At 41.4% G+C, this 25,556-nt stretch carries 21 protein-coding genes and 1 pseudogene; 11 read left to right on the forward strand and 11 right to left on the reverse strand.

Going from position 1 to position 25,556, the window contains the following annotated elements; translation table 11 throughout:
* The first annotated feature begins 223 nt into the window (after positions 1–223).
* Both mrdA and FBB35_RS31730 read left to right on the forward strand, forming a co-directional pair.
* Complete coding sequence (gene mrdA / locus FBB35_RS31725; protein ID WP_174712925.1) at positions 224–2,044, forward strand: penicillin-binding protein 2; 1,821 nt, start codon at positions 224–226, stop codon at positions 2,042–2,044.
* Between the two features lie 65 nt (positions 2,045–2,109).
* Entirely contained in the window at positions 2,110–3,189 is a 1,080-nt protein-coding gene (locus FBB35_RS31730) for a serine hydrolase (RefSeq protein WP_174712926.1), read from the forward strand.
* A 17-nt stretch (positions 3,190–3,206) separates the two neighbouring features.
* On the opposite strand, the gene FBB35_RS31735 is transcribed toward FBB35_RS31730, so the two are convergent.
* Positions 3,207–4,016: a D-alanyl-D-alanine carboxypeptidase family protein gene (locus FBB35_RS31735; RefSeq protein WP_174712927.1), complete on the reverse strand. Its 810-nt coding sequence runs from the start codon at positions 4,014–4,016 to the stop codon at positions 3,207–3,209.
* Positions 4,017–4,118: 102 nt separating this feature from the next.
* Here FBB35_RS31735 and FBB35_RS31740 point away from each other — a divergent pair.
* A pseudogene (locus FBB35_RS31740) lies at positions 4,119–4,682 on the forward strand (AEC family transporter); the annotation flags it as partial.
* A gap of 34 nt (positions 4,683–4,716) precedes the next feature.
* Here FBB35_RS31740 and tsaB read toward each other — a convergent pair.
* Positions 4,717–5,373 carry a tRNA (adenosine(37)-N6)-threonylcarbamoyltransferase complex dimerization subunit type 1 TsaB gene (tsaB, locus tag FBB35_RS31745; RefSeq protein WP_174712928.1) on the reverse strand — a complete coding sequence of 219 codons (657 nt, stop codon included), beginning with the start codon at positions 5,371–5,373 and terminating at the stop codon, positions 4,717–4,719.
* A 424-nt stretch (positions 5,374–5,797) separates the two neighbouring features.
* Positions 5,798–6,046, reverse strand: coding sequence for a Ycf34 family protein (locus tag FBB35_RS31750; RefSeq protein ID WP_174712929.1), 249 nt, complete (start codon positions 6,044–6,046; stop codon positions 5,798–5,800).
* Positions 6,047–6,132: 86 nt separating this feature from the next.
* Here FBB35_RS31750 and FBB35_RS31755 point away from each other — a divergent pair, with 86 nt between their 5' ends.
* Together FBB35_RS31755 and FBB35_RS31760 are read left to right on the forward strand one after the other, a co-directional pair.
* A complete protein-coding gene (locus FBB35_RS31755; protein WP_174712930.1) occupies positions 6,133–7,461 on the forward strand; it encodes a CCA tRNA nucleotidyltransferase in 1,329 nt (442 codons plus the stop codon).
* Positions 7,462–7,810: 349 nt separating this feature from the next.
* A complete protein-coding gene (locus tag FBB35_RS31760) occupies positions 7,811–8,212 on the forward strand; it encodes a PleD family two-component system response regulator (RefSeq protein WP_174712931.1) in 402 nt (133 codons plus the stop codon).
* Between the two features lie 215 nt (positions 8,213–8,427).
* Here FBB35_RS31760 and FBB35_RS35630 read toward each other — a convergent pair whose 3' ends face one another.
* Positions 8,428–8,559: a hypothetical protein gene (locus FBB35_RS35630; protein ID WP_302480938.1), complete on the reverse strand. Its 132-nt coding sequence runs from the start codon at positions 8,557–8,559 to the stop codon at positions 8,428–8,430.
* Between the two features lie 66 nt (positions 8,560–8,625).
* Positions 8,626–8,865, reverse strand: coding sequence for a hypothetical protein (locus FBB35_RS31765; protein ID WP_174713846.1), 240 nt, complete (start codon positions 8,863–8,865; stop codon positions 8,626–8,628).
* 262 nt (positions 8,866–9,127) lie between these two features.
* On the opposite strand from FBB35_RS31765, the gene FBB35_RS31770 reads away from it, so the two are divergent.
* From FBB35_RS31770 to FBB35_RS31795, 6 genes are all read left to right on the forward strand, one after another.
* The gene (locus tag FBB35_RS31770) at positions 9,128–9,610 is read left to right on the forward strand and encodes a tetratricopeptide repeat protein (RefSeq protein ID WP_114084950.1); all 483 of its coding nucleotides are present in this window, start codon (positions 9,128–9,130) and stop codon (positions 9,608–9,610) included.
* A gap of 21 nt (positions 9,611–9,631) precedes the next feature.
* Positions 9,632–9,967, forward strand: coding sequence for a hypothetical protein (locus FBB35_RS31775; RefSeq protein ID WP_174712932.1), 336 nt, complete (start codon positions 9,632–9,634; stop codon positions 9,965–9,967).
* Between the two features lie 245 nt (positions 9,968–10,212).
* On the forward strand, positions 10,213–11,559 hold the full coding sequence (locus tag FBB35_RS31780; protein ID WP_174712933.1) for an FAD-binding oxidoreductase: 1,347 nt from the start codon (positions 10,213–10,215) through the stop codon (positions 11,557–11,559).
* A gap of 128 nt (positions 11,560–11,687) precedes the next feature.
* Entirely contained in the window at positions 11,688–12,515 is an 828-nt protein-coding gene (gene thiD, locus FBB35_RS31785; protein ID WP_174712934.1) for a bifunctional hydroxymethylpyrimidine kinase/phosphomethylpyrimidine kinase, read from the forward strand.
* A 196-nt stretch (positions 12,516–12,711) separates the two neighbouring features.
* A complete protein-coding gene (locus FBB35_RS31790) occupies positions 12,712–13,320 on the forward strand; it encodes a cell division protein ZapB (RefSeq protein ID WP_174712935.1) in 609 nt (202 codons plus the stop codon).
* Positions 13,321–13,666: 346 nt separating this feature from the next.
* Positions 13,667–14,005, forward strand: a complete 339-nt coding sequence (locus FBB35_RS31795) for a P-II family nitrogen regulator (protein ID WP_012410794.1) — start codon at positions 13,667–13,669, stop codon at positions 14,003–14,005.
* 112 nt (positions 14,006–14,117) lie between these two features.
* Here the strand turns inward: FBB35_RS31795 and rdgB are convergent, their stop codons facing one another.
* The 6 genes from rdgB to FBB35_RS31825 all read right to left on the reverse strand — a co-directional run bounded on the left by rdgB (position 14,118) and on the right by FBB35_RS31825 (position 25,423).
* Entirely contained in the window at positions 14,118–14,696 is a 579-nt protein-coding gene (rdgB, locus tag FBB35_RS31800; protein WP_174712936.1) for an RdgB/HAM1 family non-canonical purine NTP pyrophosphatase, read from the reverse strand.
* An 86-nt stretch (positions 14,697–14,782) separates the two neighbouring features.
* On the reverse strand, positions 14,783–16,219 hold the full coding sequence (locus FBB35_RS31805; protein ID WP_174712937.1) for a phosphoglucomutase/phosphomannomutase family protein: 1,437 nt from the start codon (positions 16,217–16,219) through the stop codon (positions 14,783–14,785).
* Positions 16,220–16,462: 243 nt separating this feature from the next.
* The gene (locus FBB35_RS31810; RefSeq protein ID WP_174712938.1) at positions 16,463–22,036 is read right to left on the reverse strand and encodes a tetratricopeptide repeat protein; all 5,574 of its coding nucleotides are present in this window, start codon (positions 22,034–22,036) and stop codon (positions 16,463–16,465) included.
* 41 nt (positions 22,037–22,077) lie between these two features.
* Complete coding sequence (locus tag FBB35_RS31815; RefSeq protein ID WP_174712939.1) at positions 22,078–23,379, reverse strand: P-loop NTPase fold protein; 1,302 nt, start codon at positions 23,377–23,379, stop codon at positions 22,078–22,080.
* Positions 23,380–23,768: 389 nt separating this feature from the next.
* On the reverse strand, positions 23,769–24,248 hold the full coding sequence (locus FBB35_RS31820) for a hypothetical protein (protein WP_012410799.1): 480 nt from the start codon (positions 24,246–24,248) through the stop codon (positions 23,769–23,771).
* A 5-nt stretch (positions 24,249–24,253) separates the two neighbouring features.
* Positions 24,254–25,423, reverse strand: coding sequence for a ParM/StbA family protein (locus FBB35_RS31825; protein WP_174712940.1), 1,170 nt, complete (start codon positions 25,421–25,423; stop codon positions 24,254–24,256).
* Between the last annotated feature and the right edge of the window lie 133 nt (positions 25,424–25,556).

Genomic DNA, 25,556 nt, shown 5'->3' on the forward strand with positions numbered 1-25,556 from the left:
AAGTGTTTTATTCATTTGGAATGGGTCGTTTATTTACGCTGAACTGTACTATTGTGCAAAGTTCAAAATTCAAAAAGCCTTTGGGCGACACAATGGAAGAGATGAGCTTATGGTATTAATTGAAAACAATTAATCACTGCTTATTAGTTTGCCCTTAAATACCTGCTAAGAATTCAGCAGAGTTGTTTACAGATAATCTTAACTTTGAAATCATCTTTGTCTTATGACTATACTTAAACCATCTCCACTTGGCACAAAACAAAATAAACGTACAGTTGGACAGAGTTTTCAGCCACTATTTTTAATTATATTTACTCTATTAATGTTGACGGGAATCAGTGTTCGTTTGGCATATTTGCAAATTACTGAAGGAGCAAGCCACCGAAAACGAGCTGAGTCAAATCGAATTCGGATGATTCCCAAACAACCAGAACGGGGTAACATTTTTGATCGTAATGGCAAACTTTTAGCCAGTACTCGCTATCCTCGCTCTGTATATTTGTGGCCGATGGCACATACCAAGCCTGCGTGGTCAGTTGTAGGGGCACGTCTATCTCAAATTCTTGAGGTTCCCCAAGAAGAGATGGAGAAGAAATTAGAAGAGGCAGGCGCTAACTCTTCTTCACTTATACGGATTGCTCGTAACTTGAACGAAGCACAAATTACGGCATTGAAGGAGTATCAAACAGAACTTAAAGATGTAGAAATTCATACAGAAGCCGTTCGCTACTACCCCCACGGCAAGGAATTAGCTCATGTATTAGGCTATACGCGAGAACTGACCGCCGACCAGTTAAAAGAAAAGAAGCAGGAGGGCTACAGATTAGGTGATGTGATTGGTCAAATGGGTGTTGAAAAAGCTTATGAGATAAGTCTGCGGGGCGAATGGGGGGGTCAACAGGTAGAAGTCGATGGCGCAGGTCGGCCGCTCAGGGTTTTGGGTGAGAAGCAGGCGAAGCCTGGTAAAGATTTGCACTTGAGCCTAGATTTAAATATGCAAAAGACAGCAGAAAAAGCTTTAGGCGATCGCGACGGTGCGATCGTGGCACTTGACCCAAAGAACGGTGCCGTTTTAGCAATGGTATCTCACCCTACCTTTGACCCCAATATTTTCTCGAAGCAGAAACTCAGCCAAAAAGATTGGGAAACTGTACAAGGTGCAGATCATCCTTTGGTCAATCGCGCCCTCAGCGCCTTTCCACCCGCTAGCACCTTCAAAATTGTCACCACCACAGCCGGTCTGGAATCAGGTAAATTTTCTCCTAGTACAGTCTTGCAAACCTACGGTTCCTTAAGTTTTGGTGGTACCCGATTTGGTGAATGGAATCATGCCGGATTCGGCCCATTGGGTTTTGTCGGAGCATTACAGTGGAGTAGTGATACCTTCTTCTATCAAATTGGTCGCGGAGTCGGCGGCCCAACTTTAATTGAATGGACTCGCAAGTATGGATTTGGTAAAAAAACTGGCTTTGAGTTTGCCAACGAAGAAGCAAAAGGTTTAGTACCAGATGAGGCATGGAAGCAGAAAGCTTGGAAGATACCTTGGACTGTAGGCGACAGCATTAATATGTCAATTGGTCAAGGTGCTTTACAAACTACACCTTTACAAGTTGCCATCATGTTTGCCGTACCCGCGAATGGTGGCTATAGAATCCAGCCACATTTGCTTAAAGACAATGAAGAAGCAAAAAGCTGGCGAGAATCTTTAAATATGAAGCCGACAACCATTAGTGTTCTCCGGCAAGGATTACGGAAAGTAGTAGCGGAAGGGACTGGTAGGGCTTTGAAGCAGCCAACAGTTCCCCCAGTCGCGGGTAAGAGTGGTACTGCCGAAGCCTGGAAGGGACGTGTTAAGCAAAATCACGCCTGGTTTGGTGCTTATGCACCTGCTGAACAGCCAGAATTTGTAATTGTGGCATTTGCGGAACATTCTGGCGGTGGCGGTGGTAGCATTGCTGCGCCAATGATCTTACAAATTATGGAGGAATATTTTCAGCGTAAGTATCCAGGTAAGTATCAGAAACCAACGCTTAAGAAAGCATGAAATTGTGGATTGGGAATTGATTATTTTCCTGTGCCTCTCATCTCGATACAAAAATGAGGTCAATTGTGATTGACGACTATATTCAAGCCATAATGACTCAAAACCAGATTCCAGGAATTTCTATTGCAGTGGTGCAGGAAGGTGAACCTGTTTTAGTTAAGGGCTATGGGCTGGCGAATATTGAACACTCTGTTTCAGCGAATGAACACACAGTTTATGAAGTTGCGTCTGTTGGTAAAACTTTCACGGCTACAGCCATAATAATGCTGTTAGAACAAGGAATAATTTCGCTAGAAGATGCGATCGCAGACTATCTCGACGATCTACCTATAACATGGCAAAATGTCACAATCCAGCATATTTTGTCTCATCAGTCTGGAATTCCTAGCTATACCGATGCCCCAAACTACTGGGAAATTACCCATCTTAATTTATCGAAATCTGAAATTTTGGCTTTAGTTACTCATCTACCCCTCAAGTTCCAACCGGGTGAGTTTAGCGCCTATGACAACACAGGCTATTATCTACTGGGTTTGATCCTAGAAAAGGTAACTGGACAATCTTATGAAGATTTGTTACAAGAACGAATTTTTGCTCCTTTGGGAATGAATGCAACCGTGATGAATAATCCCAGTGACATAGTGCCGCACCGGGCTGCTGGTTATCGGTTACTAAACAGCAAGCTTGTTAACAAATCTTATTACAGTCTCTCAGTTACCTATTCTGCTGGAGGTCAACTTTCCAGTGTGGAAGATATGGTGAAGTGGGAACAGGCGCTTTGTGGTGAAACTTTGCTAAAGCAATCAACCCTGAATTTGATGTGGACTCCTCATTTTCCAAATCAGGGCGATGATTGGGAAAAATTGAGATATGTTGCAGGTTTAGGTTGGTGGGTATTCAATTATGGCGATCACCAAGTAGTTGGTCATAATGGTTCAATATTAGGATTTGCAAGTAACATTACCCGCTTTATTGATGACAAAATTACCGTAATTTTATTTTGCAATCTAGATAAAATTTCCCGACCAGATGCGATCGCTAAAAAAATTGCTGAATACTACTGTCCAGCCCTTACAGAACTAGTGCTTCAGCCTCCACTAGCAAAGAGGGAGCAAGGAGAGAGGGATAAAACCAATTACTCCTGACTCCTGTCTGCTGTCTTTTATGGCGATATCTTAGCGGGTTTCAAGTTTCTGGCTTTGTAGAACATTTCCAAGCTGTTGCGATCGCCAACAAAACGCCAGTGCCAAGGCTCATAACTCACACCTTGAACATTATCTTTAGGAAAAGACATTTCAAAGCTAAAACGTGCTGCATTTGCTTGCAGCCACTGATAAGCCTTGGTCTTGTCAAAATTAGTTTGGAGATTAGTTGCTGGTACTGATCCATCCCCAACATCCACAGCATAACCTGTGTGATGTTCGCTATGACCAGGAGGAGCGCTGAGGGCAGCTCGTTCTGCTGGCGTTTGATTTCGCTGGGCACCAACACCAAAAAACAATTGCTCCTGGTCTTTAACTGAGCGAAAGCCAGAAATTGGTACTAAAGTTACGCCTGCACTTCGGGCTGCTGCTACCATCTCCTCAAACTTTTGGGCAGCAGCTTTTCGCATTCTAATGCCCCTATTTGCGGAGATGGTTATTAGTTCTGACTGAGGCGCTTCTGGGTAGGGAAAATGCCCTAATACAGTATCGCTAGAATTATTAGATGGTACTGGTACTGGAGTCGGAGGAGTAGAAGTAGCTGGTAAAGGTTGAGAATCGGCGGTTTTTTTGGGTGCAGTGACGAAAAACAAAAAACCGCTAATTAAAGCCAGCAGGATAAATCCCACCACTCCGCCAATCAGCATAATTTGGGGCTGCAACCACATTTTGCGTGCTGCAACAGGTGTATCACGTACAGCCACTGGAATATCATCACCAAAGTCATTCGATGAGTTTTGCGGTTTTCCAGAAAACCCTGCCTTATTCAAGGGTAAACTCCTGTTTTTGTGGGATAGCCATAACAGATTTTGCACTGGACAAAAGTAGACGTAACAGGTAGCATTTTACATCTGTGGTTCTTAGGCGCAATCTTGACAAACCTTTTAGAACTATACGTCAAGCTGGGAGGATTAGTCCTGGTAGGTTTTATTCTGGGACGCAAACTACCTGTGACAGTTCCTACACGTTTGGGACAGTTTCTTTTTTGGGTGGGAGTACCCATAAGCATAGTATCTTTTTTGCGTCAATCCAGCTTGTCAGGGCAAATTTGGATTGCACCTGCGTAGGCGCAGCCCGTCGTAGACATCGCTTACCTAGCCATTTTACTAGGAGCATTTTTAGCTTGGTTAGCCATTAAAGGACAAGACTATTTTAGAAATACTGTCCTCCAACCACCAACTCAGGCTAGCTTGATATTAGCCGCAATGTTAGGTAATATATGTTATCTTGGTTTTCCCATTACCTTAGCAATGGTAGGCAAGGAATACTTTGCTTGGGCGTTATTTTACGATTTGTTAGGTTCATTCCCAGGAACTTACGGTTCGGGTGTATTACTAGCATCGCGTTTTGGCGGTGGTGTCCAGAATCATTGGCAGATTGCCAAGTCTATCTTAATTAATCCTGCGCTATGGGGTTTTGGATTTGGCTTACTGTTTTGATTTTGGATTTATGCCCTGTGACACATATCAGTTAAATTTCTACTGGATGTTGCCCATAATATGGCAAAGCCTCCGACCAATTGGGATACTTACCTTCTTGCCAATCGAGATTAGCTAGTTCTAAAATACTCCCTACCGTCGCTGCTAACCCAGATTTGGCTTGAATTAGCTGATAATTAGTTTTCCAATTCGCTAAAGTTTCCTGCCATGCTTCCGGTGTGAACACTCTATCTGGCAAACACACTTTTAGTTTACAAGTATCTGGCTCAAACTGATAAATAGCAGCAAAAATTTGACCTCGTTGGGCTGGCATTTCAACAGCAATAGTTTTTGGATTTGGACTTTTGCCTGCTTCTGCCCAAGCCACCGCAGCTAAAGTTGAAATTGCAAATATAGGGATATCTAATTGTTGCCCTAAAGTTCGAGCAGTGACAACACCAATGCGAGTTCCTGTAAAGCCACCAGGCCCTTTTGCAACTGCAATGAAAGACAAGTCTGTCCAAGTTTGCGGTTTGATAAAGTCAATTAAATATTGATGGATTAAGCTAGATAAATCACGCCCCAAATCCCAAATTTGAGAGCGATTATCATCAGTAAAATTACTAATCGCCAATCCTAATTCGGGAGTGGTGGTGTGTAGTGATAAAGCGTATTTTGTTACTGTAAGGTGTTTTAGTTCTGTAGTCAAAGTTAATTAAAATATTGGTTTTTCTATAGTTAGTTTGATATATCTATTCAAGCACATCATAGTTATGAATTTTCACTTTGTTTTTATCCCTATGAGGGGAAGTGATTGAAAAACTCTACCCTTTTATAAGCCTTACTATGACAATTTTTGAAGGGTTCATTTTAGTAGGTATCTAATTTACCTATCATTCAGCTTAAATTCTTGACAATAAGATCAGAGTCTACCGTCCTCAAATTGCTTACAAAGCAGGCGTTTCGCGGGGTTGAACGAAAGAGAAAGGGTTTTAGCGATCGCTATATCCCCACGAATAATCTACGTATGTAAAGTCAAACTAAATACTTTTACTCTCAATAGTAAACTTGGGATGGAGTTGTCAATATTTTGTTATTAATGCGCTGAGGCAGAATATACTACTTTTGACTTCTCAAGTCGGCACTAATTCACCAGGACGCAATTTTGACCATTTACCCGTTTCCCGTTTGAAGCTGAGACAACCAACAACATCCCATTCCATCTCAATCATATCATCGTTTGTCCGAATATTGACATTGATAGAAGGTTCATTCGGATCAAAACTGGGTGTTTCAGTCAAGTGAGGCTGTTGGTGCTGCCCTTCTACGGCATGATAGGTAACACAGCTGTCTACATAGTGGCAGTTCACACAAATACACATAATAGAACCAACTCCAGGGGCCTTTATTGTTAATCTAACTTAAGCCCAACCGTTATTCATGAGTTGCTGGGTTGATTTTTATTACAATGCATAAATCAATTCCTTCTACCCTAGCTCCCGAAAATTGGCCTTTTAGTTTAGAGTTCTTGCCACAACCCGCTTACATGGTAGGTGGCGCTGTGCGAGATGCGCTACTTGGCAGAACTCGTGAATATCTGGATCTAGATTTTGTTATACCATCGAAGGCGGTAAAGGTAGCAAGAGCGATCGCTCATCATTATAAAGCTGGTTTTGTCTTACTTGATGCAGAACGACAAATTGCTCGTGTGGTTTTTCCTCACGCCACAGCCGACTTTGCCCAACAGGAAGGAGATAGTTTAGAGGTTGATTTGCACAGACGAGACTTTACAGTAAATGCGATCGCCTATAATCCCCATACACAAGAAATTATCGATCCTCTACAAGGCTATGTAGACTTACAACAGGGCATTTTGCGAATGATATCACCCGCAAACTTAGAAGATGACCCTTTACGGTTAATGCGAGGTTATCGCCAAGCTGCCCAATTAGGTTTTACTATTGAGCCAGCTACCCGAACCGCAATTTGTTCTTTAGCATCACATCTGAGCAAAGTTGCAGCCGAACGAGTTCGGGTAGAGATTGGCTATCTACTGGAAAATTCTCAGGGTACTCCTTGGATCGCTAGTGCTTGGGAAGATGGTTTACTTGCCCCTTTCTTCCAAAATGCTACTCGTGAAAGCTTGAGCAAACTAGCTGCAATTGACAGTGCAGCCACCTTAATCACAGAAAATTGGCAACAATTAGGGACACAACTACAAGCTTATGTCCGCGATAGTATCAAAACTACTTGGTTAGGTATTGCCAAACTTGCTTGTCTTGTCAATCCCAATCCAGAATTAGCAGAAATAGAGCTACAACAACTAACTTATAGCCGTGCCGAAATCCGGGGTGTAACCACTGCTTTGAAATTGTTACCACAGTTTCAAGTAGTCGATATGTCCTTGCGAGAACAATACTTTTTATTCCGTGACGCAGATATTGTGTTTCCCACTGCGGCAGTATTGGCTGTAGCACTTGATAATTTGGTAGAGGCGATGTCTAATGACAAGCCACTACACACAGCAGTCACTACAAGTTTGGAAACCAAAGCAAGGGACTGCCCTGTCTTGACACTTTTAATCAACCGCTACCTTAACCCTGATGATCTGGTTGCTCATCCCTCTCTACTAGTGAGCGGGAAGGAATTGATCATAGCATTAGATATTCCAGCTTCACCAATCATTGGACAACTTTTGACAGAAATTGCTGTAGCACAAGCTGAGGGTAAAGTCTCAACGCCAACAGAAGCGATCGCTTATGCACGTCAATTACAAGAAAAGGCAGAAGGGAAATAAAAAGAAATGTATCTAGCGTTTTGAAGCGTGCGTTCCTTCTCCCTGCTAAATTGAGTAAATTAGGTGTAGTACTAGCCAAAAAATCGCGATCGCTTAATCAACATTGTTAGTATACGCATCATATATGCTACTATTTGCTTGATATTATCATGCTGCGTTTTTCTTGCAATTTAGCATAGATGGATAACCTAATGGATTATACACCAGTCTATTTATTTCATAGCCTAGTTAGTTGGCAAAATGCGCCTTCGTATATTTACTTAACCTCCTACCAGAAAAAAATACCTCTCGGTTTTCCTCATAAGCGGAGTCTTTATGCGTAGCCTTTTTTGGATAGGACTAACTGCTAATGAATGGAAAGCCTTTAATTTTGGTTGTAGAACATAATCTACATGATTTAGAGCTACTTAATTCTCATCTAGGAATATTAAATTTTTCATGCATTTGTACCAAGCAAGGAGTGAGGGCTGTGATGTTAGCACAAACTCATCAACCAGATTTAATTCTACTAGATACGATGCTATGTAATTTGAGTGCTAACCGAGTCATTCATGACCTCAAACACAATTCAAAAACTGCTACTATCCCAATTATTGCAGTAACACCTTTAACAGAGGTACAAGATGATCAATCCACTATGCTTGCAGGATTTGATGATTGTATTACTAAACCCTATGATTTTAATCAATTAGAAGTGGTAATCAGTCGGCATATTCAGTTTCAAAACTTAAGTATTCAATATTATAAGTAAGTAAGCGTAAATAATTGTCGTTGGGATAAGGCAATAGGGTTTTAGCCTAGTTGATTTTTATTTACATAGTTTGATTTTATTTATTGTACCAACTTACTTAGTAGATGTTCAAGAAATAGACTGAGAGAGTTTTCTGTAGTTTTGCAATATATTTATTACGAATTTATTTAAGCTAATTATCTAATTTTGGCAATGTAAAAGTTGTTAATCAATAATTAATAAAGTCTCCCATTAACTACTGCATTGATGGTAATTGTTTGATGGGTAATCAGCTTATTTTGTGTCCAATAAGTGTAGGCATCGTCTGCATTTCCCAAAGCAGGAATAATATAGCTATGTTCATCCAAATTATCCTCTGTTTAATATGTATAAAATATCACATTATAGTGTTGCCTACAAAATCGCTCGATACCTTATGGTGCAGCGAATAAGCAGACAGTTCCATATATCTGCACCAAACACAAAGACTTCATCAACGGCTTGTTAGGATAACCGATCGCAGCCAGATCGCTGAGAATATGCACCGTCAACACCTTCAAAGGCGATCGCGTCAACAACGCTATAAATATGCTCCCAGTTTGTTCAAATAAAGTACGACGCAACTGTGCTTCTGCAATCCCAAAGCGCTTGCTAATTTCTGGTAAATCCCAAATTAGGCATAGTCATTATTTCTTTAGGGATGTTTTCTCAGCTATTAGTCACTAGGAATGCGTCAACTACCTTTAGCGAGTTTTTATTTTTATGACCCTGAATGTCGAGTGTAATATTAGTCATATTGCTGAATACAATAAATCACACAGGAAATTCATAAATAGCAATTAATCAGCGTTAATTTAAAGATGACTTTAAAAATGGCTCAGTAGATATATTTTGTGAGAAAGTTAATACAAAGGTATATTCACTGATTTCAAATTCATGGATTCTTTATCTATCAATTCCTTACTTGAAGAGTTGAAAAACCCCGATGCTACAGTCCGGGACAAAGCAACCAGAAAAATCTGGCGGATCTGGTTTCAGCAAAAGGGAATCTATGGGCTGGAAATAATTGACCGTAGTCAAAAGTTACTGGATGCAGGTGAAATTGCTGAAGCTGAAACAGCGCTGACGGCACTAATTAAAGACCAGCCAGATTTTGCCGAAGCCTGGAATCGTCGTGCTTTCCTCTATTACAGTATTGGTGATTATCAAAAATCTTTGGCAGATTGTCAGATGGTTGTACAAATAAATCCGATACATTTTGGGGCACTTCACGGTATGGGGTTGTGTTATGCAGCACTAGGAGAATATGGTGAAGCTATCCGAGCTTTTAAACGTGCTTTAGAAATTCAGCCCTATTCACTAGTGAATCAAAAGTTGATTCTAGAATGTACATTTAGATTCAGCTACAACGGCAGATAGGAGAAAGCATCATACTGTTTTATGAATCTGTCATCACCCTCATCAACAGCAATTCATCGCCTTAGTCGCCGCAATTTTATTCAATACGCTTCTATCTGGATTGGTAGCAGCGTTATTGCTGCTTGTACTAACAGCAACCAACCATCAACTAGCAATTCTCAGTTGGATAAAGTTACGTTAGGTAAAAACTGGATAGCACAAGCAGAACACGGCGAATTTTACCAGGTGATGGCCACTGGTATCTACAAAGACTACGGTTTAGATGTCAATATCAAAATGAGTAACTTTCAGCTTTCCAGCGCTACTCAATTATTGATGGGGGGTACGGTAGATTTCTTTATGGCATTGATGCCGTGAACGCAATAGCACAAAGTATTCCCAAAATTACAGTCGCAGCAATTTTCCAGAAAAACCCCTGGTGTCTTATTACACATCCCAACCCAGCAATTAAAATCCTTGCCTACTTCAAAGGCAAACCAATTTATATTAAATAAGTGGCATGAAAGTGCTGTAAAAAATGAGAATTAAAATTTAAAAACACAGAGGAGTTAATTCTCTGCAAACCCGTGCGTCCCTATGCGTCAAAAAAAGGATATAAAACTATGACGATAAAATTGGATGCCCTGATTAATTCTCTAGAAGGTATAGAAACCATTACTGATTCTGCCCAAGTAGCAAAATTATCCCAGGATTATCACAACTTTAGCCCGGTACTGATACCGAAACTAGAGGGAAAAGTCGGGGATATTGTAGTCCGTCCCGCCAATGAAGCAGAGGTTTTAAAAGTTGCAGCCGCCTGTGCGAAAAACCGTATACCCGTGACAGTGAGGGGTGCGGGAACAGGAAATTATGGGCAATGCGTACCCTTACATGGTGGCGTAATTTTAGATATGACGCGGATGCAAGGGATTCCTTGGGTAAAACCGGGGGTGGCGCGGGTAGAAGCCGGCGTGAAGTTAGCGGCTTTGGATAAAAAAGCCAGAGAGATTGGCTGGGAAATTCGGATGGCACCCTCGACTTACCGCACAGCGACAATTGGCGGATTTATTGCTGGGGGAAGTGGGGGTGTTGGCTCGATCCAATATGGGTTACTAAGCGATCGCGGTAATATCTTAGCAGTGCGAGTAATAACTGTAGAAGATGAACCTCGTGCGATCGAATTACGCGGTGATGATGTACACAAGGTGAATCATGCTTGGGGAATTAACGGCATCATTACCGAAGTAGAAATCCCATTGGGGCCAGCCTATCCTTGGGCAGAAGTTATTGTCACATTTGACGACTTTATGACAGCAGCAAAATTTGGTCAGGCTCTTGGTAATGCTGATGGCATGATTAAAAAGTTGATTTCTGTCTTTGCATCCCCAATACCCCAATACTTTCACACCCTACAACAGTACATTCCTGAAGGAACTCACGCAGTATCTTTGATAATTGCTGAATCGAGTTTGGAATTCTTACCGGGTTTTGTGCAGCAATACGGCGGCCAAATTACTTATGAAAAACCAGCCGAGGAAGCAGCCAAAGGAACACATTTAATAGAATTTAGCTGGAACCACACTACCTTACATGCCCGGAGTGTAGATACTACAATCACCTACTTACAAAGTATGTTCCCTAGCGCTCGCAGTTTGCAAGTGGTAGAGCAGTTATATCATCACTTTGGCGATGAAGTTATGATGCATTTAGAATTTTTTCGCCTCAACGGTGCTGTAGTTCCTGCTGGTTTGCAACTTGTTCGCTACACCACAGAAGAACGCCTCAATGAAATTATTCGCTATCACGAAGAACAAGGTGTAAATATTGGCAATCCACACACGTATATTATGGAAGACGGAGGCAGAAAAGTTATTGCTCCTGAACAGTTAAAATTTAAAGAAATAGTTGACCCATATCGGTTGATGAATCCTGGTAAAAGCAAGGTTATTCAATTACCAATTCAAAATTAGCAATCTACAGAAACACATACAGCAGACTTCAAGTTGGGTGTTATATACAAGCTAAGTTAATAAAGCGTGTTTTAGTTCTGCCCTTTTTGGCTCCTTAATTCTGCTGTATCAAAACTTTCTCTTTAATAATGAACACTGAAATAAACTCTAGAATACCTGTTGCTTTAACCATTGCTGGTTCAGATAGTGGTGGTGGTGCAGGAATTCAAGCTGATTTACGCACCTTTGCTTTTCACTGTGTCCACGGTACTAGCGCCATAACCTGCGTCACGGCACAAAACACTCTAGGAGTGAAAAGGGTCGATGCTATAGCAACAGAGGCTGTTGTGGCGCAAATTCAGGCAGTAGTTGAGGATATTGGCGTACAATCTGCCAAAACCGGAATGTTGCTCAATCAGGAAATTATTTTTGCTGTTGCCCAGCAGGTGGAAGCTTTAGAAATCGAGAATCTAGTAGTTGATCCAGTAATGGTGTCACGTACAGGGGCACAATTGATTGATGATGATGCTGTGAAGACTCTATCCCATACCCTGATTCCCAAGGCAGTTATCATCACGCCGAATCGCTACGAGACCCAGATTTTGAGTGGGTTACAAATTAATTCCTTGGAGGATATGCAAGCTGCTGCTGAAATTATTCACAAGACTTTACGGACGAAGGCTGTTTTAGTCAAGGGCGGCGGTATGCAGGGAGATTTGCGTGGCGTTGATATCTGGTTTGATGGGGACAAGTTGGAAGTTTTGACTTGCCAGCAAGTAGAGACAAAAAATACTCACGGTACTGGTTGTACACTATCAGCTGCGATCGCTGCTAATCTGGCTAAGGGAAATGACTTGTGGTCGTCAGTGCAACAGGCTAAGGAGTATGTGACTACTGCACTCACTTACGCCTTAGATATTGGCAAAGGGCAAGGTCCTGTAGGACACTTCTTCCCAATTGTGGGGACTAGAGACTAGGGACTGGGGACTGGGGACTGGGGACTGGGAAGATTAACCAATCCCCAATTCCCAATCCCCAATCCCCAATCCCTCATAATAAATCTTTGCCCTTTCGGAATTTTTCTATTATTCTTGGGCATAGTTTCAGGGCTGACTATCTCTGTTAGCATCTCTGTACGATCTACTTACCTTGATTTTTAATACCAAGCCACCGATGCGAACAACCATAGGTTCTGTTCACAGAAATTCGCCAACACCGACTACTCAAGCCTACCCTCCCTCTGTACCATTATCTGTATACAGAGAATTGTCAGCAGAGTTGCAAGCAGCACAGGCGAGGCTAAATGCACTCACTACCCAAAATCAGCAACTAACACAAGAAAATCAACTATTACGCCAAGAAATTGTCAAAGTTGTTGATTCTTTTTCTCATTTGCAAAATTTTGTCGATTCCCATGTTACGCCCAGCTATCAGCAAGCCACCCAAGCTTCTAGCAATGTGAAAAGCGCCGCGAAAGTACCAGTAAATCAAGCGCCTCCACGCCAGCAGGTTGCTCATCCGCGTCCACCTGTTGTCTCCAAAGCTCCACCCGGAAAAAGCCGCCGTCAAAACTTTGCAACACCTGTAATGGAAATTAATTTCCCTATACAAGAACCAGGTTTTATAGAAGAGCAACAAGTAAGTTATTATTCCACTACTGAGTCAGATCCCAAGGGACTCAATGGCTGGTGGTTAATTATCACCATTTTGCTAATTATGCTTACTGCCTTTAGCGCTGGATATTTCGTTGTACGTCCTTTGTTTGAACATCAGAAACGTTAGTTGACACTCCCACAGTCAGCAGCAGGCTAACGAACAATTTCTCTGTAATCACTCTCTAAGATATTTGAAGATATCTGCTAAATAGCGGAATTTATCTATTTTTAGGTTATAAAAGCTACATAATATGCTAGCTTGACAGCAAATTCTTTATATTAGAACCTCAAAGATTATTTAATTAATAAATCCTTGCTGGTTCTCATATCTCAAACATCAAGCAAAGAATCTACACTTTAAAAAAGTGGTAATTATTACATATCTTTTAGGAAAAGCACTGGTAGTTACAGCTTCAGACAAAGGATCTGGTTAGATATATAAACGAAGCTAGTAGAAGTCAGGAGTCAAGAAGATGAAAAAAGTAGAAGCTATTATCCGCCCATTTAAGCTAGATGAGGTAAAAATTGCCTTGGTTAACGCAGGTATTGTCGGTATGACTGTTTCTGAAGTTCGGGGGTTTGGACGGCAAAAAGGCCAAACTGAACGGTATCGCGGTTCTGAGTACACCGTTGAGTTTTTGCAAAAACTCAAAGTGGAAATCGTTGTTGACGACAATCAGGTTGATATGGTGGTAGACAAAATTATTGCTGCTGCCCGCACTGGTGAAATCGGCGATGGTAAAATTTTCATCTCGCCTGTTGAGCAAGTGATTCGGATTCGGACTGGCGAAAAGAACACAGAAGCAGTTTAAAAAAGTTATGAGTTAAGAGTTATGGGTTGTGAGTCAGGACTAAATGAATGAAGATTTAACAGAATTCATAAATCCTACTCTTGTAGAGACGCGATTAATCGCGTCTCTACTCCTAACTCCTAACTCTCTCCAGTTGGGGGAGTAAAGCTGTAAAAGCCTTGCCTCGATGACTTATTGAACCCTTCAACTCTCGTGTCATCTCAGCAAAAGTCAATTGCAACTCTTGCACATAAAAAATTGGATCGTACCCGAAACCACCATCACCACGAGGTGCGTGAAGAATTTCACCACGACAAATACCTTCAGATTCTAATGCGATCGCACCATCAGGACGAGCGATCGCTACTGCACAAACAAATTGTGCTTGTCGATTTACCTCGTTGCCTAATTCTTTCAATAACCTAACAATCCGTTCTGAGTCCGTTTTGGCGTAACGTGCAGAATAAACCCCTGGTGCGCCATTTAGAGCATCTACTTGCAAACCCGAATCATCAGCAATCGCCCAGTTCCCCGTAGCTTTAGCAATTTGTGATGCTTTCAAACAAGCATTAGCGGCAAAGGTTTCGCCCGTCTCTTCAATATCTAATTCTTCAGGTTTGAGGGTTAATTCCCAACCAGAATTTTCCAGGTAAGCCTGCATTTCTCGCAACTTACCTGGATTTCCTGTAGCTACTACAAGTAATTTGGTCATTGGTAATTAGTCATTGGTCATTGGTAATTAGTCATTGGTCATTTACCAAGGACAAAGGACAAATGACTAATGACTAATAATAAATTTTACCCCGCCCACTGTTTCGCCCAAGCAAGAGTTTGATGCACTTGCTCAATTGTCGAGGCTTCGCAGTAGAGGCGTAAAACTGGTTCAGTCCCGCTAAACCGAATCATTAACCAGCTTTTATCAGCGAGGCGATATTTGTAGCCGTCAATTGTTTGGCAATCAATTACTGCTAACCCGGCAATTTCTGTTAAGGGTTTGGTTTGCAGTTGTTGCAAAAGACGCGATCGCACTTCCATACTTGCTAAGGGTAAATCAATGCGATCGTAAGCTGAGATAAACCCTGTCTGTTTTTGCAAATAGCGATTATACTCGCCTAAATCCAAACCAGATTCTACAATCGCCTCTAGGACGTACAATGCTGACAGCAGGGCATCGCGTTCGGGAATATGGCTGCCATAGCCAATTCCTCCCGATTCTTCGCCACCTAGCAACACTTTTGCTACTAACATTCTGTCAGCAATGTATTTATAACCAACTGCTGTCTCAAATACTGACAGGTTATGCAGTGCTGCTACAAGGGGCATCAAGTCGGAACCACTGACAGTTTTGACTATTTCTCCAGTAAAACCGCGCCGCAGGGTTAAATGGTCGATCAATATCGGGATTAAGACTTGGGAACTTAGGAAGTTTGCTTCTCCATCTACTGCTGCAATGCGATCGCAGTCTCCATCAAATACCAACCCCACTGTTAAACCTGATTTATCGGTTTCTCGGTGAGCTTTGATGACTCCAAATAACTTTGAAAGGTATTTAGGTAAGGGTTCCGGCGCACCGCCACCAAAGAGGGGGTCACGTTCTGAGTTGATTTCTTTGACTTGATTGCCTAGTAGTCTCGCCAATCCGCCAGCCGCAGCGCCATGCATAACATCTGCAAATAATGTCAGTTTGCCAGATGCGATCGCTTCTCGAAGTTTGGCAATATCAACTTTACGTTCTAGCGCTTGGGTATAACTGGGCCAAGGATCAAATTTTTCTTGCTTGCCTGGGGTCGCTGCTAGAGGTACTCCCACTGACAACTGCTCTTCTATCTTTTTTGTGACTTCTGACGGTACTGATCCACCAAAATAACCCTTGACTTTTAAACCCAAATATTTACCAGGATTATGGCTGGCTGTAATTACCAGCGCCCCTAAAGCATTGAGTTCTTTTGCTGCCCAACTATAAGCTGGGGTTGGGGCATAGCTCTCGCTCAGTAGCACATCAAATCCGACAGCAGAGACAGTATCGGCAACAGCACGAGCAAAGTCTTCAGCCATGAATCGGCGATCGTAACCGACAATTATTGTCCGGCTACCCACCGTAGAAAAATATGTATCATATAATACTTTTGCGGCAACTGGCGCGACCAGGGCTAGGCGTTCAAAGGTGAACTCGTCACCAATAATGCCCCGCCAGCCGTCTGTACCAAACTTGATTGAGTTAGTTACAACTGGCATCTAAGTATCCTAACTGTCTACTTGAGGATTCTAGCATTTATACAGTGTGCAGAGTAAAAAAAGAATCTAGTAAAAATATGTACTAAATAATATTCAACACAAAGGCGAGCAAATTTATGTAATGAACTGCGTAGACGACAGTGATTTGTAGTCAGACAGCGCCTTTTGGCTCACAATTAAAATCCGCTTTCGTAGATTTTTCATATAGTATCTACGCAGGCTTAGTTTATGTAGTAGGGAATTTTAATCGCTAAGTATTCCAGTATTATCTAGATTTGAATACATTAGCTGCTCCACCTCGACAGCTTTTTCTCTTAAATCAAGCTCTCTATAAATTTGCAGACTTTCTGTTAAAAACTGGGTAGCAGTTACTTTAGTATCTGATTGATGATGCTGGGCGCGGTTCAAGTATATTTCGCCCAAGAGTTTACGACATGAAGCTTCTAGTTTCCGGTGATTGTACTCCTGAAAAACTTGAAGGGATTCTTGGGCTAGTTCTTCAGCTCGATCAAGATTTTTTAAGACGCTGACTTCCAGATAAACACGGGCGATATCAAGAGCTTCTTCTGCTCGATTTACTGTCTGCCCCAGTTTGGCAAGATATGTCAAGCCAGTATTGTAATATTCTTCAAATTGGGTAATTTGTTCTTGCAGTGACGAGTCATCAAAAGACGATGGGCGTAAGCGTTCTGAGCAGATTAAGCTAAAGATAATGTAGTCGTAAGCAAGATTTTTTTTATAGTCTCCTGTGGTATTTATTTGGATAGCTTGACGGATATTTTGTTCAGCTTGCGCTAGGAATTCAAAAACTACTGCTCGATCTGAAGTATTTTTTGCTAGTAAACGTTGACTTTTACCAAGTTGCATATAGCGTCTAGCTTCACTCTCATCATGGCCTAAGTGATGATAAAGATTTTGACTTTGCCGGTAATATTCAATCGCCTTCGCATAATCATTTAAACTGCGGTAGCAACTAGCGATCCAAGATAGTTGATTAGCTATATTCTCCTCTAGACCCAATTGCTCATAAAGGTCATGGCTTTGTTGGTGGTAGGCGATCGCTTGTTCATACTTACCCCAAGCTTGATAAATTCGACCTAGTTGATTGTAGCTATCCGCTACATTTGTTTGGTCGTCTAGTTGTTGACGGATTGCTAAATCCTTAAGTTCATATTCGAGTGCCTGCTGATATTTGCCCCAATCCCGATAGCAACTAGCTAACCAGTACCATAAGTTAGCGATATCCTTCTCTTTGCCCAATTGCTCATAGAGGTTACGGCTTTGTTGCAAGTAGGCGATCGCTTCTTCGTATTTGTCCCAAGCTTGATAGATTTGACCTAATTGACGATAAGTTACAGCCATCAATGATGTGTCATTTAATGTCTGGCGTATGAGCAAACAATGCTGCTGGCACTCTAATGCCTGTTCATATTTGCCCCAGTCGCTATTACAATTAGCTAGCCAATACCACAAGTTAGCTACATCCTTCTGTTTGCCCAATTGCTCATAGAGGTCACAGCTTTGTTGGTAGTGCGCGGTCGCTTGTTCATACTTACCCCATGTTTGATAGATATGACCTAACTGTTTATAGGCATCCGCTACATTAGGTTGGTCATCCATCTGTTGGCGAATTGCCAAATCCTTTTGCTCACACTCATATGCTTGCTCATATTTTCCCCATTCCCAATAGCACTCAGCTAGCAAGTACCACAAGTTAGCTACATTTTCCTCTAGACCCAATTGTTCATTGAGGCCAAGGCTTTGTTGGTAATTGGCGATCGCTTCTTTGTATTTGCCCCATATTTGATAGATGCGACCTAGTTTATGGTGTGCCGAAGCTAAACCTGATTTTTCTTCTAAGTTTTGACGTTTTCCCAGGCACTTTTGCAAAGACTGAACTGCTTGCTCATATTTGCCCCATTCTCGGTAGCAATCACCTAGCAAGTACCACAAGTTAGCCACATTCTCCTCTAAATCTAATTGTTCATTGAGGTCAAGGCTTTGTTGGTAATTGGCGATCGCTAGTTCATATTTGCCCCATGCTTGATAGACGCTTCCTAACTGCCTATAGCCATCTGCTACATTTGTTTGGTCATCCAGTTGTTGACGAATTGCCAAATCCTTGAGTTCACACTGGACTGCCTGCTCATACTTACCCCATTCTCGATAGCAACTAGCTAGCCGATACCATAAGTTAGCTATAATCTCCTCTTTACCCAATTGCTCATAGAGATCACAGCTTTGTTGGTAATTGGCGATCGCTAGTTCATATTTGCTGCATGCTTGATATATACGTCCTAGCTGATAATGAGCAAGAGCTATTCTGGTTTGATCATCTAACTGCTGACGAATTGCCAAATCTTTTTGTTCACACTCTATGGCTTCCTGATATTTACCCCAATCACGATAGCAATCAGCTAGCCAATACCATAAGTTAGATACATCTTTCTCTTTACCTAATTGCTCATAGAGGTCACGGCTCTGTTGATGATAGGCGATCGCTTCTTCATATTTGCTCCATGCTTGATATATACGTCCTAGCTGATAATGAGCAAGAGCTATTTCGGTTTGGTCATCTAACTGCTGGCAAATTGCCAAATCTTTTTGTTCACACTCTACAGCTTCCTGATATTTACCCCAATCACGATAGCAATCAGCTAGCCGATACCATAAGTTAGCTATATCTTTATCTTTACCTAATTGCTCATAGAGGTCACGGCTCTGTTGATAATAGGCGATCGCTTCTTCATATTTACCCCATGCTTTATAAGTCTTGCCTATTTCATAGAGAGTATCTGCTTTAAATTCATAGTCATTGACACCTTGAGTAATAGCTAACCGCTTCTGAAAGCACTCCAATGATTGCTTGTATTTAGCCTGTAAACGGTAACAAGCTCCCCATTCATTCCAGAAAGCTAATAAAGAGCTTTGTTGAGGATATACTGCTAGTTTGTCATATGTTTGCTGGTAGTATTTACTCGCCTTCTCATATTGATTTTGAAGTTTATAACAATCAGCTAATGCCCAGGTAATGAAATGCATCAAGCTTTTATCCGAACTGTAAATTAGTGGTTCTAAAAGTGTGATAGCTTTTATATAGTTATTGTCACGGATATAAGACAATGCGGTAATAAAGTTTAAAGCTTGTTCACTAACTTGGTCAATTTCCTGATCCCGTTTAATAAATTCCAAGGCAGGAGTCATTTCTTCACCCAAATCTGCAAATATTCCCTTCAGTCCACTGAAAAGCAATGGATTTAACTGATTAACAATATCGGTTACACAATTGAGTAAGGATATTCCAGATTCCGCACAAGCGATATAGAGGATTGATAACTGTGCAATTGCGCCAATAATTTCAAATAGTGTTGATTCTTTTACACATTGTTCCAAACAAGCTATAACTTCACTCTTATTGTTAAATAGTTCAATCTGGCGCAGTAGTTTTAGCAGTTGTTTAATTATTCCATCTTCTAAGTTATTTCCTAATACTAAAGTAATAACTAACTTTTTAGTTAGCTTTCTACGAAGACGGCTATTCACTTCAACTTGAGTTAAAACCTCCCCAGCAAATAGCAAATCTTTCAACTGTAATTCCGACTGGTTACAGTTAGTAGTTGATTCCTCTTGCAAACCTGACCAGATGATGATCGCATCCTGCGAAGATGCATTTTTGATTTTTAAATTACCACCTTTAATTACAGGTTCATAAGCATCAAGATTACTGAAAAGCTGCTCAACTAGCTTATTAACCTGTTTAGGAGAATAAATGCCGTAATAGCCTAAAGCCAGTAGAATCGGCTCATTCCAACGCGGCTCATGCAAATGTTTACGGATAATTGCTAAAATATCGCTTACTTCATTGTCAGCGATATAACGTGCAGCAAAATACTCCTCAAACGTCAGGTGCATAAAGCCGTAAACTCCTGGCGCACGTTCCACAAATAGCCCTGTGGTTTCCCGCACTTTTCGTAAAAACTCCTGCACGGCTTGCCGTACTGAGTCTGATTCTATGTCAGTATCATTTAATTCTGCTAGTTTTGCTCCTAACTGTTGTTCAACTTCTGCCTCAGTGACTAAACCAGAGGGCTTCTCCTCATGCATCCAGTAAGCCAGTGGTGCTAAAAATGCCACTACTTCATTTTGGTTCAGCAGTACTTTCGGAGCATCTGGCAACTTCTTACCTAGCTGCCAATCTTCCGTCAAGGTTTGCACTGCCAATTCATAAAGTTTCACCCGCCGGTTAGGTAGGCGCTCACCATTGCGGTGAATCAGTGCCAAAATTGTCAACAGTAGAGGGTTCGCTGTCAAGCGCTTTACACCCTCATTGTCTTTAATTGCCTCTAAAATCTTCCTTGCTTGGTCATCTCCTGCTCTTTGCCATTGCGCCTCACTAGCTTCTGGCTGCTGCGCTCTTTCTATCGCCAAACACCAGCGTTCCAGGAATTTTTCTACCTGTTCGCTACCCATATCTTCAATAGTGAACTCAGCAAAACGGCTGCTCAGTTTCACATCGCGGTAGCCAGCTATGCGGCTGGTAATGACAAACTTATTAGTAGAAAAAGCATTGACAAACTGATCGATTCTTTCCACAATCAGCCTGCGGCTTTCTTGTTCAAATACCTCATCTAGCCCATCCAGCAGCATTAAGCACTGCCCTTGACGCATTTTTTCTAATAGTAGCGTCGCCATCTCAGTTCCTACTTCCGCTTCATCTTGAAAGTAAGCTTCCCACTGGCGGTAGAATTGGCGCAGATAGTCCAGCAGTTTTAACTCTGGTTCTTGTTGCAGTCGTTCTGCATAATCGGCAATACGAAAGAAAATTGGCAACAGAGCTTTACCCAATTCTTCTTGGGGTTCGCCACCTATTACTATTTCATTGCCATCACGTTTCGCTGTGGCAAAATGTAGCGCCAGATAACGCAGTAACGTTGTCTTTCCCGCACCTGGAGCGCCAAGAATTACGCAGTATTGATTCTCGCGCACTGCATGAGATAAATCAATTCTTTGTGTTACTGTTTTGGTGCTAGTAGTGGGTATTGAACTTATTAAAACTGCTTCGTAATAGTAAGGTTCGTCTAAATCGTAGGGGCTAGAGATGCTCATGCTCAACCTATCAGCTTGGCGAAATGTAGTCATCTCTTGGTCTAGTTTCGACATTTCTGCAATCTGCTGTCGCCTTACTGCTTGTAGTGAAACATAAATTTGATCTAGAAAAATATCTACTTGGCGCTGGACTTGCATCACGCCACTGATTTTGAGATAGGAATTTTCAGCTATCAACCACTCTAGATAAGGATAAAATAGGGGATTTACAGGTGGACGTGCCTCAAATTTCACCAACTTCCCCCGCCAATCCCAGAAATCAGGCGCACGGTTACGAAACTCTTCTAAAAATTCTTCTTTATTCAGCCAAAAAATTATGACTAATTCCCGACCAAATAGTGAATCTCTCCCTAAATTCAACTGCTTCATCTCTTGTTTCAGGCGTGATGTCGGCAATTGGTCAATTCCAAATGCCATTATCAATTCACGTTTAGTTTCAGAATTATGCAGCCCAGTTTCATCTAAACTGTAGAGAAAATTATAGAGTGAATTATCACTGTAAAAAAAGTTTTGAGGTTCTTTAAAAGAATGATACCCATCTGCTAAAAGTAACTTTATTTCCTCGACTATCGGATGTTGTGGCCCACTCTCCGGTGCAATAGCAAAAATTGTCGTTGTCCCACTAGATAATTCTAAGAAACTAACTAATTTATTTAGCTCTGTTGCGTCATTTGCACTTAGAGAATAAGTGTTATCTTCGTTAGAAGCCATTTTCTTGATGAATAATTGCTAATTAGGAGAGAAAACAACTATTAAATTTTTGGAGAGTTAGCAGCTTGCCAACGTTGTAAATCTTCCAATAGAATAGGGTTAACATCAAACCAGGATTTTTTACTGCGATCGTAATAACCTAATACAAATTTGTTTTGTAAAAGCTCATCACAAATAACAAACTGACCTTTGTTAGGCAAACTATGAGTGTTAGTAGTTAAGCAACCTGTGCGGTGAACTTTATCTAGTTCGGAGAAATGGTAATCACTTAAATTATATTCTCTACGAACTTCTTGCACAGCCTCTTTAGCAACATCTAAGTTTACATATATCAAATTTAGCCTTAAAGAAACTTCACAAGCTGTACGAGCCAGTCGCACTAAGTCACGCATCACGCCACCACTTTTTTCCGAAATTAGTTCTAGCGCATCTGGATTAAATAAACCCTTATAAGCATCACCCAAGCTTGCTAAACGCTTATGAATTACACTATTAAGAATGTCTCTACCAAGTTGATTAGGGATTGTAGTAGGACATAAATTCTCATCGCACTCAAATACTGGTGGATTAGTTAAATCTAAGCATTTTTGAAAGCTTTCCATTGGTTGACGAAAGCTTGGAGAATACCTAAGTGAAATCGGAATTGCATATATAATATGGCAACTTAGCTGAGTCAGCAGTGGACTAGCAAACATTTCCAAGGCTGTAACTTGATCGTGTCGGTCAAGACCATCTACAATCACCAGTAACTTCTGCTTGTTTCTTTTCTCAGCAGCTTCTATGATGGCGTTAACTCGCTCAATGATTTTACTAAGCTGCGGACGAATATTGAGAGTTGTAGTAACTTTCCGAGTTAGTCCTTGTTTAAGAATTAGACCTAGCTTTTTGATGATTTCTGGAAGTTCAAGACCAGCATTTTCAGCGTCTTCATCTTGATAAACTACAGTTTTGAGACTTTTGAGTAAATCATTTAATAAATCGTCTTTTAAACCCCACTCTCGTTGAATAACTTTTTCAAAAATTTTAATTCCAATTAGGACTACAACCTCAGCATAGCCAATGTTGTACTGGTCAAGAGCAGTTACAGTATCAATCCAAATTACTGTATACTTGCTGTTTAAATGTTGTTCTAATCGCCGCAATTCTGTAGTTTTGCCACCACCCCTGTGACCTGCTAGTAAAAATTTAGCTGGATCGTCTTCCATATCCAAGAAAGTGATTAAATTCTCTACAGGACTGTTGGCTCGCTGGACATAAAAATTTCTCAGTTCTTCAGGTGTAGTAAGTGGTTCCTCTGGCTTAAAAAGCTGATAAGCAGGCTTCCAAAAACTGGTATTACTCATGATGATAAGTGTCAACTGAACTCAAACGGTGTTTTGACTTACATTCGTTTATCTCAGTATAACTGGGTAATTTCCGGCTGTAGATTGCTAAAAGTGAAAAACTTTATACAATAGTCCTAAATAATACTTTATCCCACTTTGAGCGCATACTAAAAATTGATGTGCCTAGATAAGGCAACGCATTGCCATAAGTCAAGTGCTGAAGACGGGTTTTTCAACCTAAGCGACTGACGAACTAAAAGGGAGGTTCCGTCAATTGTAGCGACTACCGTACAAAGTAGCTTTTGGTCAGACATCGCATCTCTGTATAAACATTAATAATCCTTAATAGTTAATACTATTAAGGATTGTTAACATGAGCAAAAACTGCTCACAAACGTGATTTTTCCTTAAAAATCATCGAGAAACTGACTAAGGCGACTGATTACGGGGTCAACCTCTTGAGGAGGGGTAGCAACAGTATAAGAAGTATTATTTACTACTTCTAATTGAGTTGGAGACGGAACGAACGAGCGATCGTTGACTATGAGCGCCAGTTGTGCAACTTGTTGAGAAAGTTGCAATAGATGATGTTCCATCGCCTCCAAACGATTAGATCCCTTGGCAAAAAAACGTTCCTCAAGTCCAGCCACTTGACGTTGCAGTTCACCGATTTGTTGTTCAACCGGTGTTGTTGCTGCTGTTTGTGGAGCAGGTTGTACAGATTCCGGTACACATAAAGATTGCCACAAGGCTTCTTTACAGAGGTCGCTGAAAGTCTTGTCTGGTTGTTTTTCCAAATAACTTTCTACTTGCGCTAACAAGCTTTCATCAGCAAGCTCTGGGTTGAACGTGACGGATTTAACTACCTTTTTTGACCATTGGAACATCAGCTTTATGCCCTAGCAGCGCGATTGGAGGATAATTGTGCCTCTCCATAAATATACTGCCCCAAAGCATTCGCCTGACGGGAAGGTGCTGCTAAATGAGCATTAATCTTTGCTTCTTTGAGAAGACGTTGAACATCATCCCAGAAGAACTCACCACCGCCACCAGTGAGAATCACATCGGTGACGCGTTCTGGCAACCAGGCTAGCACACGGCTACAGATTTCACGCGAAAACATCTCTGTAAGGTTGGGAAGAAAATCGTCTAGGTTGGTGGGCTTGCTAGCGCCTTTAGGACGGTAATAGCGTTCACCTCTGGGTTTGTTAACGGCAGAAATCAGCGCAAGAGATTGACTATCTGCTCCCTCGATTTCGGCAGACACCAATTCATAAAACTTATTCATACCGAAGTCTTCGCTCTTAGAAGCACCTCTGGCAAAACGGAAGTTATCTACCATCAAAAGATCGACAGTTTGATGTCCAATATCAACGATCGCTACCGATATTTTTGTAAAATCGGGACTGGTAGGACTTTTCTTCGGTTGAGCTTCAGACCACAGCAGGCTACCGTAGCCCTCTGGCATTACCCATACCTTACTCACATTCAACGATATAGATTCGCCTCGGAAGTTCAAGACATGAGGGCCACCTACTTGGCTAATCAACTGTGCTTTTTCCTTTTCAAATTGCTCTAAAGAAAGAAAAGGCAGACCAAGTACAACTGAGATATCGTCTCTGAGTTTGAAGTAGCCAGCACTTGCTAACACTTTTACCAGTGCAGCCTCTACCTTAGATTGGCCGACTCCTAAATTGGCCCCAAAATCTGCTGCTAGTTGACCAACAGCATATCCATTTCCTTGATACTCCAGCCACAAATCCATTAAGGGGTCAGTAGCTCTAGCTTCAAAAACACCACCGCGTACTTGTTCTATTGACATCTGCTTGACGTTGGCAGGTACGAATACCACACTGCCAGGTTCACGACTCACACAAGTTTTTGTGGAAGTTCTACCTAAATCAACACTGAGAATGGTTTTCCCGGAACCACCGCCTGACTTGGTAATAGCGGGAGGATTATTATTAACAGCATTTATGGGAGTCGTCGATGCTAACGGCTGCCTATTCATGGGTATAGCAGCACTATTCATAGGGTTAGCGGCGGAAGGTTGGTCTGTCATGAAAGCTCCTAGTTCAAACTTAACTGTAAAAAGTTGTCATGCTCATCTTACAAAAATGCGAGCAACCAGAAATTCTAGGTTGCGTCAAGTGTAGCTAGAAATACGCCAAAAATTAATTTTGGCCATATCTCCG

This window comes from Nostoc sp. TCL240-02, from assembly GCF_013343235.1.
GTDB lineage: Bacteria > Cyanobacteriota > Cyanobacteriia > Cyanobacteriales > Nostocaceae > Nostoc.